Origin of the sequence: Labrys sp. 22185 (genome assembly GCF_052045555.1) — a bacterium.
GTDB classification, from domain to species: Bacteria; Pseudomonadota; Alphaproteobacteria; order Rhizobiales; family Labraceae; genus Labrys; species Labrys neptuniae.
The window spans coordinates 151,984-166,584 of sequence record NZ_JBQEPH010000001.1 but is presented as its reverse complement, the minus strand read 5'-3'; the positions used below and the strand labels follow the sequence as shown (position 1 = coordinate 166,584).

The window sequence follows — 14,601 nt, the reverse complement described above, 5'->3', positions numbered from 1 at the left end:
CCGCATCAATATAGAAATGCGCAGGACCCGCTCCCCTCGAAGAATGGCGCCGGCCTCCCGCCTCTTTTTGCGGGAGAATATGACAATCAGCGACGGATCAAGGGCATCGTTGCGATCGATATCGTCTTTTCGTGTGTTTCCGCCCGCCGGCCTCCCAAGAATGCTGGCGGGGATGTCGAGTCCTGCCACAGGAGAAGATGCCGTGATCCCGAACCTTGCTGCGGGCCAATGGAACCAGTGTCCCTGCCGAACGTGACATTAACGCACCAATTGGTTACTTAATTTTGGAAACCGTCGCAGCATTGTTTGCACCCATTCCAAAAACGTGAAAAAAGCACGATCACTCCAAGCTCTTTCAAACCACCGGAGACTACTCGATGACCGACAGTGCCGATCTCGGCCCCCGCGAGGCGATGGAATACGATGTCGTCGTGGTCGGCGCCGGACCTGCCGGTCTGGCGGCCGCGATCCATCTCAAGCAGCTCAATCCCGAAACCAGCGTGGTGGTGGTGGAGAAGGGCTCGGAGGTCGGCGCCCATATCCTCTCCGGCGCGGTGATCGATCCGATCGGCCTCGACAAACTGCTGCCGGAATGGCGCGAGGCGGACGATCGCCCGCTGGTGACCGAGGTCACCGAGGACCAGTTCTATTATCTCGGCCCGTCCGGCGCCCTGCGCCTGCCCAATTTCGGCATGCCCAAGCTGATGTCGAACCACGGCAATTTCGTCGGCTCGCTCGGCAATGTCTGCCGCTGGCTGGCGACCCAGGCCGAAGCCCTCGGCGTCGAGATCTATCCCGGCTTTGCCGCCGCTGAAGTGCTCTATGACGATAAGGGCGCGGTGAAGGGCATCGCCACCGGCGACATGGGCATCGGCCGCGACGGCCAGCCCAAATCCGGCTTCACCCGCGGCATGGAACTCCACGGCAAATACACCCTCTTCGCCGAGGGTGCCCGCGGCAGCCTGACCAAGACGCTGATCGCCAAGTTCAATCTCGCCGACGGCCGCGAGCCCCAGAAATACGGCATCGGCATCAAGGAGCTCTGGCAGATCGATCCGGCCAAGCATGTGCCGGGCCGGGTGCAGCATTCCTTCGGCTGGCCGCTGGATTCGAAGACGGGCGGCGGCTCCTTCCTCTATCACCTTGAAAACAACCAGGTGGTGGTGGGTTTCGTCATCCACCTCAACTACACCAATCCCTATCTCTCGCCCTTCGACGAGTTCCAGCGCTTCAAGCACCATCCGCTGATCGCGCCGACCTTCGAGGGCGGCAAGCGCATCGCCTATGGCGCGCGCGCCATCACCGAGGGCGGCTACCAGTCGGTGCCCAAGCTCTCCTTCCCGGGCGGCGCCCTGATCGGCTGCGCGGCCGGCTTCGTCAACGTGCCGCGCATCAAGGGCAGCCACAATGCCGTGCTGTCGGGCATGCTGGCGGCCGAGCACCTCTCCAAGGCGCTGGCCGAGGGCCGTTCGCATGACGAGCCCGCCTCCTATGAGGCCGCCTGGCGCTCCAGCGAGATCGGCCGCGACCTCTACAAGGTGCGCAACGTCAAGCCGCTATGGTCCAAGCTCGGCACCTTCGCCGGCGTGATCCTCGGCGGCATCGACATGCATCTCAACGAAAAGCTCGGCTTCTCCCTGTTCGGCACCCTCAAGCATGGCAAGCCCGACTATGCCACCCTCAAGCCGATCGCCGAGAGCAAGCCGATCGACTATCCCAAGCCGGACGGCAAGCTCTCCTTCGACAAGCTTTCCTCGGTGTTCCTGTCCTCGACCAATCACGAGGAGGACCAGCCGATCCATCTCACGTTGAAGGATCCCAAGGTCCCGATCGAAAAGAACCTGCCGCTCTATGGCGAACCGGCCCGGCTCTATTGCCCGGCGGGTGTCTATGAAGTGGTCTATGGCGACGAGGCGGCCAAGAAGGATCCGCGCTTCGTGATCAACGCGCAGAACTGCGTGCACTGCAAGACCTGCGACATCAAGGATCCGGCCCAGAACATCAACTGGGTGACGCCGGAGGGCGGCGGCGGCCCGAACTATCCGAACATGTAAACGGAGCGTCTACGGGTGAAGGCGCTTCTTTACGCCGGCCTCGGGCTCGTTCTCCTGGGCGTCGGCCTCTATCTGCAGTTCGGCACGGCCGAGGTTTCTCCGGCCGACAGGCTGCGTTGCGAACAGGCGATCGAGAAGGTCTATGGCGACAGCGACGAGGCCAAATATACGCTCCTGCCCAAATGCAACGAGCCCGGCATGGTCGCCATGATGGATACGAGGATCGGCGGCGCCGGCGCCGAGCAGGCCGCCCAGGCGATTGCGTCCGCCAATCGCAGCGATCTCGTCGGCATCCTTATCAATTGCGCCCTGATCGGTGCCGGTATCGGTGCCCTGGGTGCGGCGGCCGCAGCCTTCCGCCAGTCGAAAAAGCAGGCCGCCTGACGGAGGAAAAAATGGGGCGGGTCTTTAGACCCGGCCCCCTGTATTACCTCAAGCATAGATCGCCTTCACGCTGGCCTTGTCGAGCAAATCGCGTGTACGGGGCGTCTCTTCGGTAACCAGCGTATCGATCGCCGACAGCGCAGCGAAATGGTGTGCTGCCGCAGAACCGAACTTATCCGGGGTCGCCACCGCGACGATCTCGGCAGTGGCCTTGATCATCGCGGCCTTGATCGCAGCCTCGTCATAGCCGGCGGTGGTCAGCCCGAACTCCTCATGAATGCCGTGCACGCCGATGAAGCACAGATCGGCATTCACCGCCTGAAGCTGGTCGAGCACGCGCGCACCCAGGACCATCTGGCTGCGCTTGTCGAAGACGCCGCCGAGCAGGATGACCTCCAGATGCGGATGCTCGGTCGTGGCCGTCGCCACCAGTGGACTGTTGGTGACGATGGTCGCCCTCAGATCGCGCGGCAGCTGCCTGGCCACTTCGAGATTGGTGGTGCCGCCGTCGATGAGGACCACCTGATCCGGCAGCACGAGCCCAGCCGCCACCCGGGCCAGGCGCGTCTTCAAGGCCGCCGCGATCTTGTAGCGCCCCTGGAAGGGCAAGCCTCCCGGCGAGACCGGCAGGGCAGCGCCGTGGACGCGCTTGATCAGGCCTTCGGCCGCCATGTCACGGAAATCGCGCCGAATGGTGTCCTCGGATACCTCGAAATGCGCCGAGACCTCCTGCGTCGACAGCCTGCCCTTGGCCTCCAGCTGCGACAGGACAAAAGCCCGCCGTTCGTCAGGCGTGGATTCGATCGGCATGACGATTCCTCAATTGCACGTTTATGACGATATCGGTAGATACATGAACACCTATCACAGCACCAACCGATGGATCCAGCATGAAAGAGCTCCTCCTGAAGGGGAACGTCATCCTCGAAGACGCCATTCACGAAGACGCCGTCATCCGCTGCGTGGACGGCCGGATCGCCACGATCGAGCCTCATGCTCGCGAGCATGAAGGCAAAGGACTGCTCGATTTCAGCGGCCGCTACCTGTCGCCGGGTTTCGTCGACATCCACGTGCATGGCGGCGCCGGCGCCGACTATATGGATGGCACGGTGGAAGCCGTGCGGCGGACCAATATCGCCCATGCCCGGCACGGCACGACCTCGATCTTTCCGACCACGACGACGGGATCCTTTGCCCAGCTCGATGCGATGGTGAAAGCGTGCGAAAACGTGCAGGCCTCGTGGACGCCCGCGGACGGCGCCCGCATCGCCGGCATCCACTTCTACGGCCCCTATTTCGCGGCGGACAAGGTCGGCATCCACGCACCGGAAGGCCGACGCGATCCGGTGCGGGAGGAATACGAATATTTCCTCGGCCGAGAAATCATCAAGATCGCCACCTGCGCCTCCGAATTGCCCGGCGCCCTGGATTTCTTCGATCATGCCCGCGAACGGGACTGCTTCATCACCTGCGGCCATTCCAACGCCTGCTGGGATGAACTCGAGGCGGCTTTCACGCATGGCATGCGCCATGTCGACCATTTCTGGTGTGCCATGAGCTCGGTCGCCTCCCTGCGCAAGCGCTTCGGCACGCCGATGCAGGCCGGCATGGAGCAGTATGTCCTCGCCAACCCGGCGATGAGCACCGAGGTGATCGCCGACGGCATCCACCTCTCGGACGATCTCCTGCGCTTCGCCTTCCGCCTGATCGGGCCTCGGCGCTGCTGTCTCGTCACCGATGCGAACCGCGCCATGGACATGCCGCCGGGCCAATACCGCTTCGGATCGCAAGCGGACGGCTGCTGGGTCTGGAGCGACGGCCATTCCGTCCGGGGCGATGATGGCAGCCTGGCGAGCTCGATGCATGGCATGGACCGGATGGTGAAGACCATGGCGAAGGCCATCGGCCAGGATCTGCCGGCCATCATCCGCATGGCCTCGCTGACGCCGGCCGAGCTTACCGGCATTGCCGGCGAGGTCGGCAGCCTGACGCCGGGCAAGCGTGCCGACATCGTGGTTCTCGATGAGAATTTCGAGGTCGAGCGCGTCTTCATCGGTGGCGAGCCCCTGCCCGTCGCCGGTGCGAGGCCCGATCAGGCGGCCTGAGCACCAACCGCCCTCGCTCTGCAGCAGGCCGCGGGCGGAGTCACGGCGTTGCCGATGATGGCGGGTTCTGCGCGCTGGTGAAGATGAAATCCTCGGGCGGCAGCGAGCCATAGACGAAGGGCTCCTGCCGGTTTGCGGTGCGTGACATCACATCGCTGGTCACGAAGCGGAACACCTTGTTGATCTCCAGCCCCGGTTCCACCACCCGCCTGGCAAAGGCTTCGGCAAAGGCGCTGTGCTGACTGTCGCAATCCTGGGCCAACGCAGCCTCCTTGGCCGAACAGACCAGCAGCATCGCTCCCGACGTCCCCCATCAACCTCCAGAGCGCACCAGCCGCACCGCGCATGCGATGGCGAGTACGATCAGCACCAGCGTGAAGCCGACCACGGCCGGCCACCCCCCGACGGTCCAGAACCAGCCGCCGCTCGAGCCCACGATGCTGGCGCCGAGATAATAAGCGAGCATGTAGAGCGAGGCGGCATGGCCTTTGCTCGCACCGCCCAGCCGGCCGACCCAGCCGCTCGCCACCGCATGGCAGGCGAACTGGCCCGCCGTCAGCACGGCGATGCCAGCGATGATGCCGGCGAGGCTCGAGGAGAGCGTGAGGCCGATACCGGCAGCCATGGTCAGGAGACCGGCGATCAGCACCGGCGCCCGCCCCAACCGGTCGGCCGCCATGCCGCCGAGCGAGGAAGAGACGGTGCCGAACAGATAGACGGTGAAGATCAGGCCTGTCTGCGTCGGGCTGAGGTCGAAGGGCGGCGCCATCAGTCGGAAGCCGGCATAATTGTAGACGGTCACGAAACTGCCGAAGCCGCAAAAGGCGATGGCGAACAAGAGCGGCTTCGCCAGCACAACGCCGGGCCTCTCCCGGCCGAAATGCGAAGCCCATGCCCTGAGGTGATAGCGAAGATCGAAACCCTTGCGCGGCGTGAAATGCCGCGAGGGCGGCAGGAGCAGGACGAAGCCGAGGGCCAGGACGAGGCCACCGAGACCGACGATCGCCAGGGCAAGGCGCCAGGTCAGGAATTCAGCGAGGATGCCGGTCAGCACCCGGCCCGCCATACCGCCGAGCGCCGTGCCGGCGATATAGAGCCCCATGGCAAAACCCAGGCCATTGGGCTCGATCTCCTCGGCCAGATAGGCGATGGCGATGGCCGGTACACCGCCAATGGCCAACCCTTCGACGGCACGCAAGGCGAGGATGGCATGCCATCCCGGTGTGACAGCCACGGCAAGATTGAGCAGGCTGGCAAGACCGATTGAAGCGAACATCAGTTCGCGCCGACCGAATCGCTCCGAAACAGCGGCGGCCGCAAAGATGGCAAAGGCGAGCGCGCCGGTGGTCAGCGAGAGAGCGAGCGAACTCTGCGCCGCACCGACATGGAATTCCTCGGCCAGCAACGGCAGCAAGGGCTGCACGCAATAGATCAGCGAGAACGTACCGAAACCGGCGAGGAAGAGAGCGAGACTGATCTTACGGTAGGCAGCCGACCCGCGAGCGACATGGGGCACGGGGGGCGCATAGGCGGCGGGAGCGGACATCACCAAGGGGTCGTATCCCAGCGTCAGCTTGTCAAGCACCGATCCCGGGCCATTCCGGGAGGAGCGATCGATACCTGCCGGCACCGGTGCTATCCAGGGTTGCTGCCCGGCGGCGACCGACCGGAGATGGGCCAAACGGCCCGGCAAAATCGGCAGATTAGCGCGGAGGGTGGGTTGTTCCCTCGCCTCAAAGCAGCCATGGTAGCGGCGAATAATTCGCGACTGCGTCGCCTGTGTCGAGGCGGCCGGCTGATTCGGAGTTTTCTTCCCTGTGCCCCTGTCTTCCCGCACGTCTTTTTCCGCCGCCTTGTTGGCGATCGCCCTCTCGACGACCCTGATGGCGCCGGCACTGGCAGCCAAGGCGCTCGAACGTCCATTCAGGCCGACTTCCGCTTCAGGCAGCCTGTTGGCTGGCAGGCTGGCTGCCAATGTGCGTGACGACGACAATGCGGCCTCCTTCTATGCCAAGGCGCTGAGCAGCGGTCTGTTCAAGGACGAACAGGCTCGGCAGGAGCTGACCAACCGCACCTTCATCGCCTTGCTGACCTCGGGCGAAATGGACAAGGCCGTCACCTTCGCCCGGCGCGTGGTGGCGATCGACAAGAAGAACCCGATCGCCCATCTCGTGCTCGGCATCCGGGCGTTGAAGGGGCGGGACTATACCAAGGCCCGTGACGAACTCGCCTTCACGCTCGACAAGCCTATCCTGCAGCTGGCGACGCCCCTGATCTCGACCTGGACCTATGCAGGCGCCGGCCAGACCAAGAAGGGCGTGGTGGCCAGCGACGACATTTCGTCCAATGATGGCTTTTCTACCTTCAAGAATTTCTCCACCGGCATGATGCTCGACATGGCCGGCATGCGCGATGAGGCGATCGCCCGGCTCAAGGACGCCCATGAGCGCGATGCCAATGCCGTCTCCATCGTCGACGCCTATGCCCGCGCACTGGCGCGCGCCGGCAAGAAGGACGACGCGCTCAAGGTGCTGGAAGCCTATTCGGCCAAGGTGCCTCGCCAGCCGATCGTCGCGGCACTGATCGCCGACATCAAGGCGGGCAAGCGCATCGGGCCGGCCGTGACCTCGGCCCAGCAGGGTGCGGCCGATATCCTGGTCTCGGTCGCAGCCGGCATCGCCAAGCAGGGCGGTGCCGACTATGCCGTGGTGTTCTATCGTCTGGCGCTCTATCTGGAGCCCGCCAATGCCACGGCCCTGATCGGCCTCGCCGAACTTTATAGCGACCTCAAGCAGCCCCAGACCGCCGAGACCCTGTTCAAGAGCGTGCCCGCCTCCTCGCCGCTCAAGCGCAACGCCGAAATCGAGCTTGCCACCACGCTGGACGAGCTCGACAAGACCGATGAGGGCGTGGCGCATCTGAAGAAGATCATTTCGGCCAATCCGCAGGATCTGGACGCCATCATCTCGCTCGGCGGCATCTTCAACCAGCGCAAGCGCTGGGAAGAGGCGTCCGTGGCGTTCTCACAGGCGGTCGACGTGATCGGCAAGCCTACCCGCAATGACTGGGCCACCTTCTATTACCGCGGTATCGCCTATGAGCGGATCAAGCAGTGGCCCAAGGCCGAGGCCGACTTCAAGAAGGCGCTGGAACTCTTCCCCGACCAGCCCTCGGTGCTGAACTATCTGGGCTATTCCTGGATCGACCAGGGCATGCATCTCCAGGAAGGCATGGAGATGATCAAGAAGGCCGTCGATCAGCGTCCGGACGACGGCTATATCGTCGACAGCCTGGGCTGGGCCAATTACAAGCTTGGCCAATATGACGAGGCGGTCGAGCAGCTTGAGCGCGCGGTCTCTCTCAAGCCGAGCGACCCCACCATCAACGACCATCTCGGCGATGCCTATTGGAAGATCGGGCGCAAGCTGGAGGCGACCTTCCAGTGGCGCCATGCCCTCGATGCCAAGCCCGAGCCGGACGAGAAGGCCAAAATCGAGCAGAAGCTGAAGGACGGCATGCGGGACACGGCCTCGGCCGACGCCAGCAAGGCCGGTGACGTGGCCAAGTCTCCGGATGCGCCCAAGCCCGCGGACGAGGCAAAGCCCGCCGACGCACCGAAGACGCCGGATGCACAGCCCGAAAAGCCGGCCGATGCCGACAAGCCAACGGAAGCCCCCAAGCCGGCTGACCAAACCAAGCCGGCTGACCAAACCAAGCCTGCTGATGCTCCCCAGCCCGCAGGCGAAACAAAGCCGGCTGATACCTCCAAGCCGACTGATACCTCCAAGCCGGTGGAGGCTCCCAAGCCCGTCGATCCGGCTAAGCCTGCTGATGCGCCCAAACCCGCCGATGCTCCCAAACCTGCCGACGCTCCCAAGCCGGCGGAACCCGTGAAGCCCACCTCGCCGTCCAACAGCAATGGCGGCTGACGTCACGGCGGCCGGCGGGGCGGGAGCCTCGCCTGTGTGGCTGAACGAGAAAGCCCGTGCCAAGGTCAATCTGACCTTGGCCGTGCTGGGGCGACGCACGGACGGCTTTCATCTGCTCGACAGCCTGGTCGCCTTTGCCGATATCGCCGACGAGCTCAGTCTCGAGCCGGGGCCCGGCCTCTCCCTGGAAGTCTATGGTTCTCGCGCGAAGGAGGCCGGCGCGGTCGCCGACAATCTCGTACTCAAGGCAGCCAAGGCGCTCGCCGAGAGGCATGATGGCCTCACACTCGGGCATTTCCGGCTCGACAAGCGCCTGCCGGCGGCAGCCGGCATCGGCGGCGGCTCCTCGGATGCCGCAGCTGCCCTGCGCCTCATCGCCCGCGCCAATGAGCTGCCGTTAACGGACGAAAAAGTCCTGGCCGCTGCCCGCGCCACGGGCTCCGACGTGCCGGTCTGCCTGCAAGTGGTGGGTCGATGGATGCGCGACGCAGGAGAAACGCTGTCAGCTCCGGTTCCCCTGCCCCCTCTGCCCGCCGTCCTGCTCAATCCGGGTGTTGCCACGCCGACAGCGGATGTCTTCCGAGCCCTCGCCCTTCCCGCGGGGACGGCCATTTCCCCCGACCTTTCCCTGGCCGCGGCCATCGAAGGCGAGAAAAGCCCGACGGCACTGATCCGCCATCTCGATCGGGGACGCAACGATCTCGAACCGGCGGCGCTTGTGCTGCGCCCAGCCATCGGCGAGGCGCTCGCCGTCTTGCGCGGCCAGCCCACCTGCCGCCTCGCACGCATGTCGGGCTCGGGCGCCACCGTGTTCGGCCTGTTCGAAACGGCCGAGGCGGCAGTTGCAGCAAGACATGCGATTGCAGAGCGCCGGCCTGGCTGGTGGGTGGTGGACACCGTCATCGGCTGAGGGCGGCGGCGGCCCTTGGAGCGCGGACATCTTGTCCGCATTTTCGCGGCGTTTCCAAGAGCGGACAAGACGTCCGCCCTCCCCGCCACGCGCTTCGACATTGCATCCTGCCCCTTGATCGGGCAAAGGTCCGGCCAACGGAATTTCTGCAGGCGGTGACGATGAACATTCTTCTGATCGGATCGGGCGGGCGCGAACATGCCCTGGCCTGGGCGATATCGGCGAGCCCGCTTTGCGAGAGGCTCTATGCCGCGCCCGGCAATCCCGGCATGGAAGAGTGTGCCATCTGCGCCGCCCTCGACCCGACCAACCATCAGGCGGTGATCGCCTTCTGCCGCGAGAACGAGATCGACTTCGTGGTGGTGGGTCCCGAGGCACCGCTGGTCGCCGGCCTGGTCGACGATCTCGCCGCTGCCGGCATCAAGGCCTTCGGCCCCAGCAAGGCCGCCGCCCAGCTCGAAGGCTCCAAGGGCTACACCAAGGATCTGTGCCAGGAATTTTCCATCCCGACCGCCGCCTATCGGCGCTTTACCGATGCTGTTGCTGCGCGCGCCTATGTCCAGGAACAGGGCGCGCCGATCGTGATCAAGGCCGATGGCCTGGCCGCCGGCAAGGGCGTGGTGGTGGCGATGACGCTGGACGATGCCCTTGCTGCCGTCGACGCCATCTTCGCCGGCAGCGTCGGCGAGGCCGGCCACGAAGTGGTGGTGGAACAGTTCCTGGAGGGCGAAGAGGCGAGCTTCTTCGCCCTGTGCGACGGCACCACTGCCCTTCCCCTCATCTCCGCGCAGGACCACAAGCGCGTCTTCGATGGCGACAAGGGCCCGAATACCGGCGGCATGGGCGCCTATTCGCCGGCCCCCATCATGACGCCGGAGATGGAAGAGCGTGTGATGGAAACCATCATTCGCCCTACCGTGCGGGCCATGGCCGCCCGCGGCACGCCGTTCAAGGGCGTGCTCTTCGCCGGCCTGATGATCACCAAGGATGGCCCTGAGCTGATCGAGTACAATGTCCGCTTCGGCGATCCGGAAACGCAGGTGCTGATGCCGCGGCTGCGCTCGGACCTGTTGCCGGCCCTGATCGCCTCGGCCGACGGCGTGCTCTCCACCATCTCGCTGCGCTGGAAGAACGATGCGGCGCTCTGCGTAGTGATGGCGACCAAGGGCTATCCCGGTAGTTTCCAGCGCGGCTCGGAAATCCGGGATCTCGCCAAGGCGGCTTCGCTCGACGACGTATTGGTCTTTCATGCCGGCACCAAACGCTCGGGCGACCATATCCTCGCCAATGGCGGGCGCGTGCTCGGCATCACCGCCAGCGGCAAGACCGTCGCGGAGGCACAGAAGCGGGCCTATGAGGCCGTCGATCTCGTTGACTGGCCCGAAGGCTTCAGCCGCCGCGACATCGGCTGGCGTGCCATCGGCAAGGCCTGAGCCGTGACGCCGGCGGTCACGCGTTCGAGCAAGACCGTGGCCTTGGCCCTTGGCGGCGGCGGGGCACGCGGCCTCGCCCATATCCCGATGCTGGAAGTCTTCGACGAGCTCGGCATCCGGCCGGTCGCCATGGCCGGCACCTCGATGGGAGCGATCTATGCCGCTGCCTATGCCGCCGGCCTCTCGGCTGCCGAGCTCCATGCCTATACGCTGGCCATGCTCGCCGATCGGCGCGGCATGCGCAACAAGCTGATGGCAGCACGCAGCGGGCGGCTGGCAGACCTGTTTTCCGGCCTCGGCAATCCGGTGATGATCGATGCCGAGGTCTTTTGCGACGCCTTCCTGCCCGAGGCCGTGCCCCAGGCCTTTGCCGACCTTGCCATCCCGCTCACCATCGTGGCCACCGACTATTATGGCCGCCGTGAGCGGGCCTTCACGGCCGGCCCGCTGCGCCAGGCCGTCGCTGCCTCCATGGCGATCCCCGGCGCCTTCAGGCCGGTGCGCATCGACGGCCAAGTGCTGGTCGATGGCGCCACCGTCAACCCGCTGCCGCTCGACCACCTCACCGGCAAGGCCGACATTCTCGTCGGCATCGACGTCTCGGGCGCCGCGACCATCGCCGCCGAAACCGACATGCCCGGCACCTTCGAGGCGATGTTCGGGGCCCTGCAGATCATGCAGGCGGCGATCGTCGATGCCAAGGCGGCCCATTATCGTCCCGACATCCTGATCCGTCCCAATGTCGGCAGCATCCGTGCCCTCGATTTCGCCCGCTCCAGCGTGGTCTTCCGCCTCGCCAGGCCAGCGAAGGAGGAACTGAAACGGAAATTGGGCGAGCTGCTGGAGCGGGGATAAGTCAGGTTCCTTCTCCCCTTGCAGGTGTCGCCAACTCCGAAGGAGTTGGCTAGAGGTCCCGGCAGGGGGATGAGGGGTGCAGCGATTTCCCGACCAGGTTGCGTATCTCCCCTCATCCGTCCCTTCGGGACACCTTCTCCCGCAAGGGGAGAAGGCGGTGGCGCTCTTTCCGGCCCCTTTCGACGCCCCCGCTCCCTTGTCTCTTCCCAGCCCGGCCCTGAGGGCTTATGTGAAGGGCACCACCGTCCCGTACCGCTTACCCCCTTCGACCGGAAAGGCCCCGCCTTGGCTTCCTCGCCCCGTCTCATCCATGGCTTTCGCGAGATTGCCAGCGCCTATGACCTGATCTTCTGCGATATCTGGGGCGTCATCCACAACGGCCACAGGGTGTTCGACGGTGTTGCCGACGCCCTCATCGCCTATCGCAGGCAGGGCGGCGTTGCGGTGCTGGTCTCCAACGCGCCGCGGCCGGCCCAGTCGGTGATGCCGCAGCTCGACCGGCTCGGCCTGCCGCGCGAATGCTGGGACGCCATCGTCACGTCGGGGGACGTGACACGGGCACAGATCGCCGCCGTGGCGGCAAAAAAGGTCTTCCATCTCGGCCCCGATCGCGACCGGCCGCTCTATGACGGCCTCGGCATCCGCTTCGCCGATACGCCCGAGGAGGCCGAAGTGGTCGTCTGCACCGGCCTGTTCGACGACACCACGGAGACGCCGGAGACCTACAGGGACATGCTGGCCGGCTTCAAGGCGCGCGACGTACCGATGATCTGCGCCAATCCCGATCTCATCGTCGATCGCGGCGGCACCATCATCTATTGCGCCGGGGCTCTGGCAGAAGCCTATCGCGCCATCGGCGGCGAGGTGGCCATCTGCGGCAAGCCCTACAAGCCGATCTACGACGCGGCCTTCGAGACAGCCGCCTCGCTCCGCGGCAAGCCGACATCCTCCGAGCGGACCCTGGCCATCGGCGATTCGGTGCGAACCGATCTCGCCGGCGCGGCCGCCATCGGGTGCGGCGCGCTGTTCATCTCCGGCGGTATCCATGCCCTCGAGGCCGGCCATGAGGGCGACGGCGTCGACCCCGAGGCGCTTTCTGCCTTCCTTGCCGACAAGGGCGTCATTCCCGACGCGGTCATGCCGCGGCTGATCTGGTAGACATCATGGCCTTCGAGCAGTTTCTCGATCCCGTCACCCTGCCCGCCCATCTTGCCGGCGCCGCCATCGCGATCGGCAATTTCGACGGCGTGCATCGCGGTCACCTGGCGGTGATCGATGCGGCCGAGGCTCTCGCCAGGGGCTCGCAGCCGGGACCGCATCATCGGTCGCGCCCGGCCGTCGCCCTCAGCTTCGAGCCGCATCCGCGCAGCCTGTTCCGGCCGGACGAGCCCCTGTTCCGGCTGACGCCGCCTGCCTTGAAGGCCCGCCTCCTGCAAAAGGCCGGCCTCGACGCGCTGGTCACCCTCACCTTCGACCGGGCGCTTGCCGGCATGACGGCGGAGGAATTCCTGGAGGAACTCGTGGTGCGGCGACTCGGCGCTCACGCCGTCGCCGTCGGCTATGATTTTCATTTCGGCAAGGACCGCCGCGGCACACCCGAATTTCTGGTGCAGCATGGCCGTGCGCTTGGCCTCGACATCGCCATCGTGGCACCGACGCGCGAGAGCGGCGAGGCCGTGTCCTCCTCGGCCATTCGCCGCGCCCTGGCGGCGGGCGACATCACGCGCGCCAATCGCCTGCTCGGCCATGAATGGTCAGTGCTGGGCACCGTCGTCCACGGCGAGAAGCGCGGCCGCGAGCTCGGCTTTCCCACGGCGAACATGGCGCTCGATCCGCAATGCGGCCTCGCCCTCGGCATCTACGCCGTGCGTGCGGTGATCGACGGCATCGTGCATGCCGGTGTCGCCAGTTTCGGCCGCCGCCCGACCTTCGACAATGGCCCGCCTTTGCTGGAAACCTTCGTGTTCGACTATGCCGGCGATCTCTATGGCAAGGAAATCGAGGTCGCCTTTGTCGGCTATATCCGCGGCGAGCAGAAATTCGGCTCGATAGAGGCTCTGGTCGCGCGTATGAACGAGGATAGCCGTATCGCCCGGCAGATGACGGCACAGGCCGCGCCATGAAACTCGGCTTCATCGGGACGGGTGCGCTGACATCGGCGATCGTGACCGGCCTCAAATCGGTGGCCGGCAACGACGTGCCGGTTGTGCTGTCGCCGCGCAACGAGGCTATTGCCGCCGACCTCGCATCGCGCTTTGCCGATGTTCGGATCGCGGCCGACAATCAGGCCGTTCTCGATGCCTGCGACACGATCATGCTCGCCGTCCGGCCGCAGATCGCCCATGACGTGCTGCCGGGCCTGCGGTTTCGCCCGGACCATCGCATCATCAGCCTGATCGCCACCCTGTCTCTCGAAGAGATCGTCGCCTTGGTCTCTCCCGCCGAGCGCGTCACCAAGGCACTGCCGATGCCGATGGTCGCCCAAAGGCAGGGGCCGACGATCATCTATCCGCCCGATCCCGACGTCGTGGCCTTCTTCGGCCGGTTCGGCAAGGCCTTTGCGGTGAAGGATGTTACCGAGTTCGATGCGCTGAGCGTCGCCACCGCGACATTCGCCACCTATTTCAAATATCTCGACACCCTCCACGGCTGGCTGCAGGGCCATGGCGTTGTCGATCCGACGGCGCGCGGCTATGTCACTGCTCTGTTCAGGGCCCTGGCGCAGGCGCCGGAGGCGGCGCCCGACGCCGATTTCATGCATCTGGCACAGGAATATGCGACACGTGGCGGCATCAACGAACAGGTCCTGCGCGAGCTGACCGATCGCAAGCTCTTCGAGGCTTTCGCCGAGAGCCTCGACGGCGTGCACCGACGCATTACGGCGTCCTGAGCAGGCGATCGAACGGAGCCCGGCAGACCGCGGGAAGATCG

13 protein-coding genes are annotated in these 14,601 nt (G+C 65.4%); 10 read left to right on the top strand and 3 right to left on the bottom strand.

Annotation, left to right across the window (positions count from 1 at the left end; translation table 11 throughout):
* Positions 1–377: 377 nt before the first annotated feature.
* Entirely contained in the window at positions 378–2,054 is a 1,677-nt protein-coding gene (locus tag ACTJKX_RS00770; RefSeq protein WP_440724059.1) for an electron transfer flavoprotein-ubiquinone oxidoreductase, read from the top strand.
* Positions 2,055–2,069: 15 nt separating this feature from the next.
* On the top strand, positions 2,070–2,438 hold the full coding sequence (locus ACTJKX_RS00765; protein ID WP_440724058.1) for a hypothetical protein: 369 nt from the start codon (positions 2,070–2,072) through the stop codon (positions 2,436–2,438).
* Positions 2,439–2,486: 48 nt separating this feature from the next.
* On the opposite strand, the gene ACTJKX_RS00760 is transcribed toward ACTJKX_RS00765, so the two are convergent.
* Complete coding sequence (locus tag ACTJKX_RS00760) at positions 2,487–3,248, bottom strand: DeoR/GlpR family DNA-binding transcription regulator (protein ID WP_440724057.1); 762 nt, start codon at positions 3,246–3,248, stop codon at positions 2,487–2,489.
* An 80-nt stretch (positions 3,249–3,328) separates the two neighbouring features.
* Between ACTJKX_RS00760 and ACTJKX_RS00755 the strand changes: the two genes are divergently transcribed.
* Positions 3,329–4,543, top strand: a complete 1,215-nt coding sequence (locus ACTJKX_RS00755; RefSeq protein WP_440724056.1) for an N-acetylglucosamine-6-phosphate deacetylase — start codon at positions 3,329–3,331, stop codon at positions 4,541–4,543.
* 40 nt (positions 4,544–4,583) lie between these two features.
* On the opposite strand, the gene ACTJKX_RS00750 is transcribed toward ACTJKX_RS00755, so the two are convergent.
* Together ACTJKX_RS00750 and ACTJKX_RS00745 are read right to left on the bottom strand one after the other, a co-directional pair.
* Positions 4,584–4,838: a caspase family protein gene (locus ACTJKX_RS00750; protein ID WP_440724055.1), complete on the bottom strand. Its 255-nt coding sequence runs from the start codon at positions 4,836–4,838 to the stop codon at positions 4,584–4,586.
* Positions 4,839–4,856: 18 nt separating this feature from the next.
* On the bottom strand, positions 4,857–6,089 hold the full coding sequence (locus tag ACTJKX_RS00745; protein ID WP_440724494.1) for an MFS transporter: 1,233 nt from the start codon (positions 6,087–6,089) through the stop codon (positions 4,857–4,859).
* 271 nt (positions 6,090–6,360) lie between these two features.
* Between ACTJKX_RS00745 and ACTJKX_RS00740 the strand changes: the two genes are divergently transcribed.
* From ACTJKX_RS00740 to ACTJKX_RS00710, 7 genes are all read left to right on the top strand, one after another.
* Positions 6,361–8,472 carry a tetratricopeptide repeat protein gene (locus ACTJKX_RS00740; protein ID WP_440724054.1) on the top strand — a complete coding sequence of 704 codons (2,112 nt, stop codon included), beginning with the start codon at positions 6,361–6,363 and terminating at the stop codon, positions 8,470–8,472.
* Positions 8,462–9,382, top strand: a complete 921-nt coding sequence (locus ACTJKX_RS00735; RefSeq protein ID WP_440724053.1) for a 4-(cytidine 5'-diphospho)-2-C-methyl-D-erythritol kinase — start codon at positions 8,462–8,464, stop codon at positions 9,380–9,382. Before ACTJKX_RS00740 ends, ACTJKX_RS00735 begins: the two co-directional genes overlap by 11 nt.
* 161 nt (positions 9,383–9,543) lie before the next feature.
* On the top strand, positions 9,544–10,815 hold the full coding sequence (gene purD, locus ACTJKX_RS00730; protein WP_440724052.1) for a phosphoribosylamine--glycine ligase: 1,272 nt from the start codon (positions 9,544–9,546) through the stop codon (positions 10,813–10,815).
* A gap of 3 nt (positions 10,816–10,818) precedes the next feature.
* On the top strand, positions 10,819–11,670 hold the full coding sequence (locus tag ACTJKX_RS00725; protein ID WP_440724051.1) for a patatin-like phospholipase family protein: 852 nt from the start codon (positions 10,819–10,821) through the stop codon (positions 11,668–11,670).
* Positions 11,671–11,955: 285 nt separating this feature from the next.
* Entirely contained in the window at positions 11,956–12,828 is an 873-nt protein-coding gene (locus ACTJKX_RS00720; RefSeq protein WP_311933826.1) for a TIGR01459 family HAD-type hydrolase, read from the top strand.
* 5 nt (positions 12,829–12,833) lie between these two features.
* Positions 12,834–13,793 carry a bifunctional riboflavin kinase/FAD synthetase gene (locus ACTJKX_RS00715; protein WP_440724050.1) on the top strand — a complete coding sequence of 320 codons (960 nt, stop codon included), beginning with the start codon at positions 12,834–12,836 and terminating at the stop codon, positions 13,791–13,793.
* Positions 13,790–14,560 carry a pyrroline-5-carboxylate reductase gene (locus ACTJKX_RS00710; protein ID WP_440724049.1) on the top strand — a complete coding sequence of 257 codons (771 nt, stop codon included), beginning with the start codon at positions 13,790–13,792 and terminating at the stop codon, positions 14,558–14,560. The genes ACTJKX_RS00715 and ACTJKX_RS00710 overlap by 4 nt, the downstream gene beginning before the upstream one ends.
* Positions 14,561–14,601: the final 41 nt, after the last annotated feature.

Coding starts and splice junctions, on each gene's coding strand:
- ACTJKX_RS00745 (WP_440724494.1), bottom strand. CDS start 6,089: ATGTCCGCTCCCGCCGCCTATGCGCCCCCCGTGCCCCATGTCGCTCGC.
- ACTJKX_RS00710 (WP_440724049.1), top strand. CDS start 13,790: ATGAAACTCGGCTTCATCGGGACGGGTGCGCTGACATCGGCGATCGTG.
- ACTJKX_RS00750 (WP_440724055.1), bottom strand. CDS start 4,838: ATGCTGCTGGTCTGTTCGGCCAAGGAGGCTGCGTTGGCCCAGGATTGC.
- ACTJKX_RS00760 (WP_440724057.1), bottom strand. CDS start 3,248: ATGCCGATCGAATCCACGCCTGACGAACGGCGGGCTTTTGTCCTGTCG.
- ACTJKX_RS00755 (WP_440724056.1), top strand. CDS start 3,329: ATGAAAGAGCTCCTCCTGAAGGGGAACGTCATCCTCGAAGACGCCATT.
- purD (WP_440724052.1), top strand. CDS start 9,544: ATGAACATTCTTCTGATCGGATCGGGCGGGCGCGAACATGCCCTGGCC.
- ACTJKX_RS00735 (WP_440724053.1), top strand. CDS start 8,462: ATGGCGGCTGACGTCACGGCGGCCGGCGGGGCGGGAGCCTCGCCTGTG.
- ACTJKX_RS00770 (WP_440724059.1), top strand. CDS start 378: ATGACCGACAGTGCCGATCTCGGCCCCCGCGAGGCGATGGAATACGAT.
- ACTJKX_RS00715 (WP_440724050.1), top strand. CDS start 12,834: ATGGCCTTCGAGCAGTTTCTCGATCCCGTCACCCTGCCCGCCCATCTT.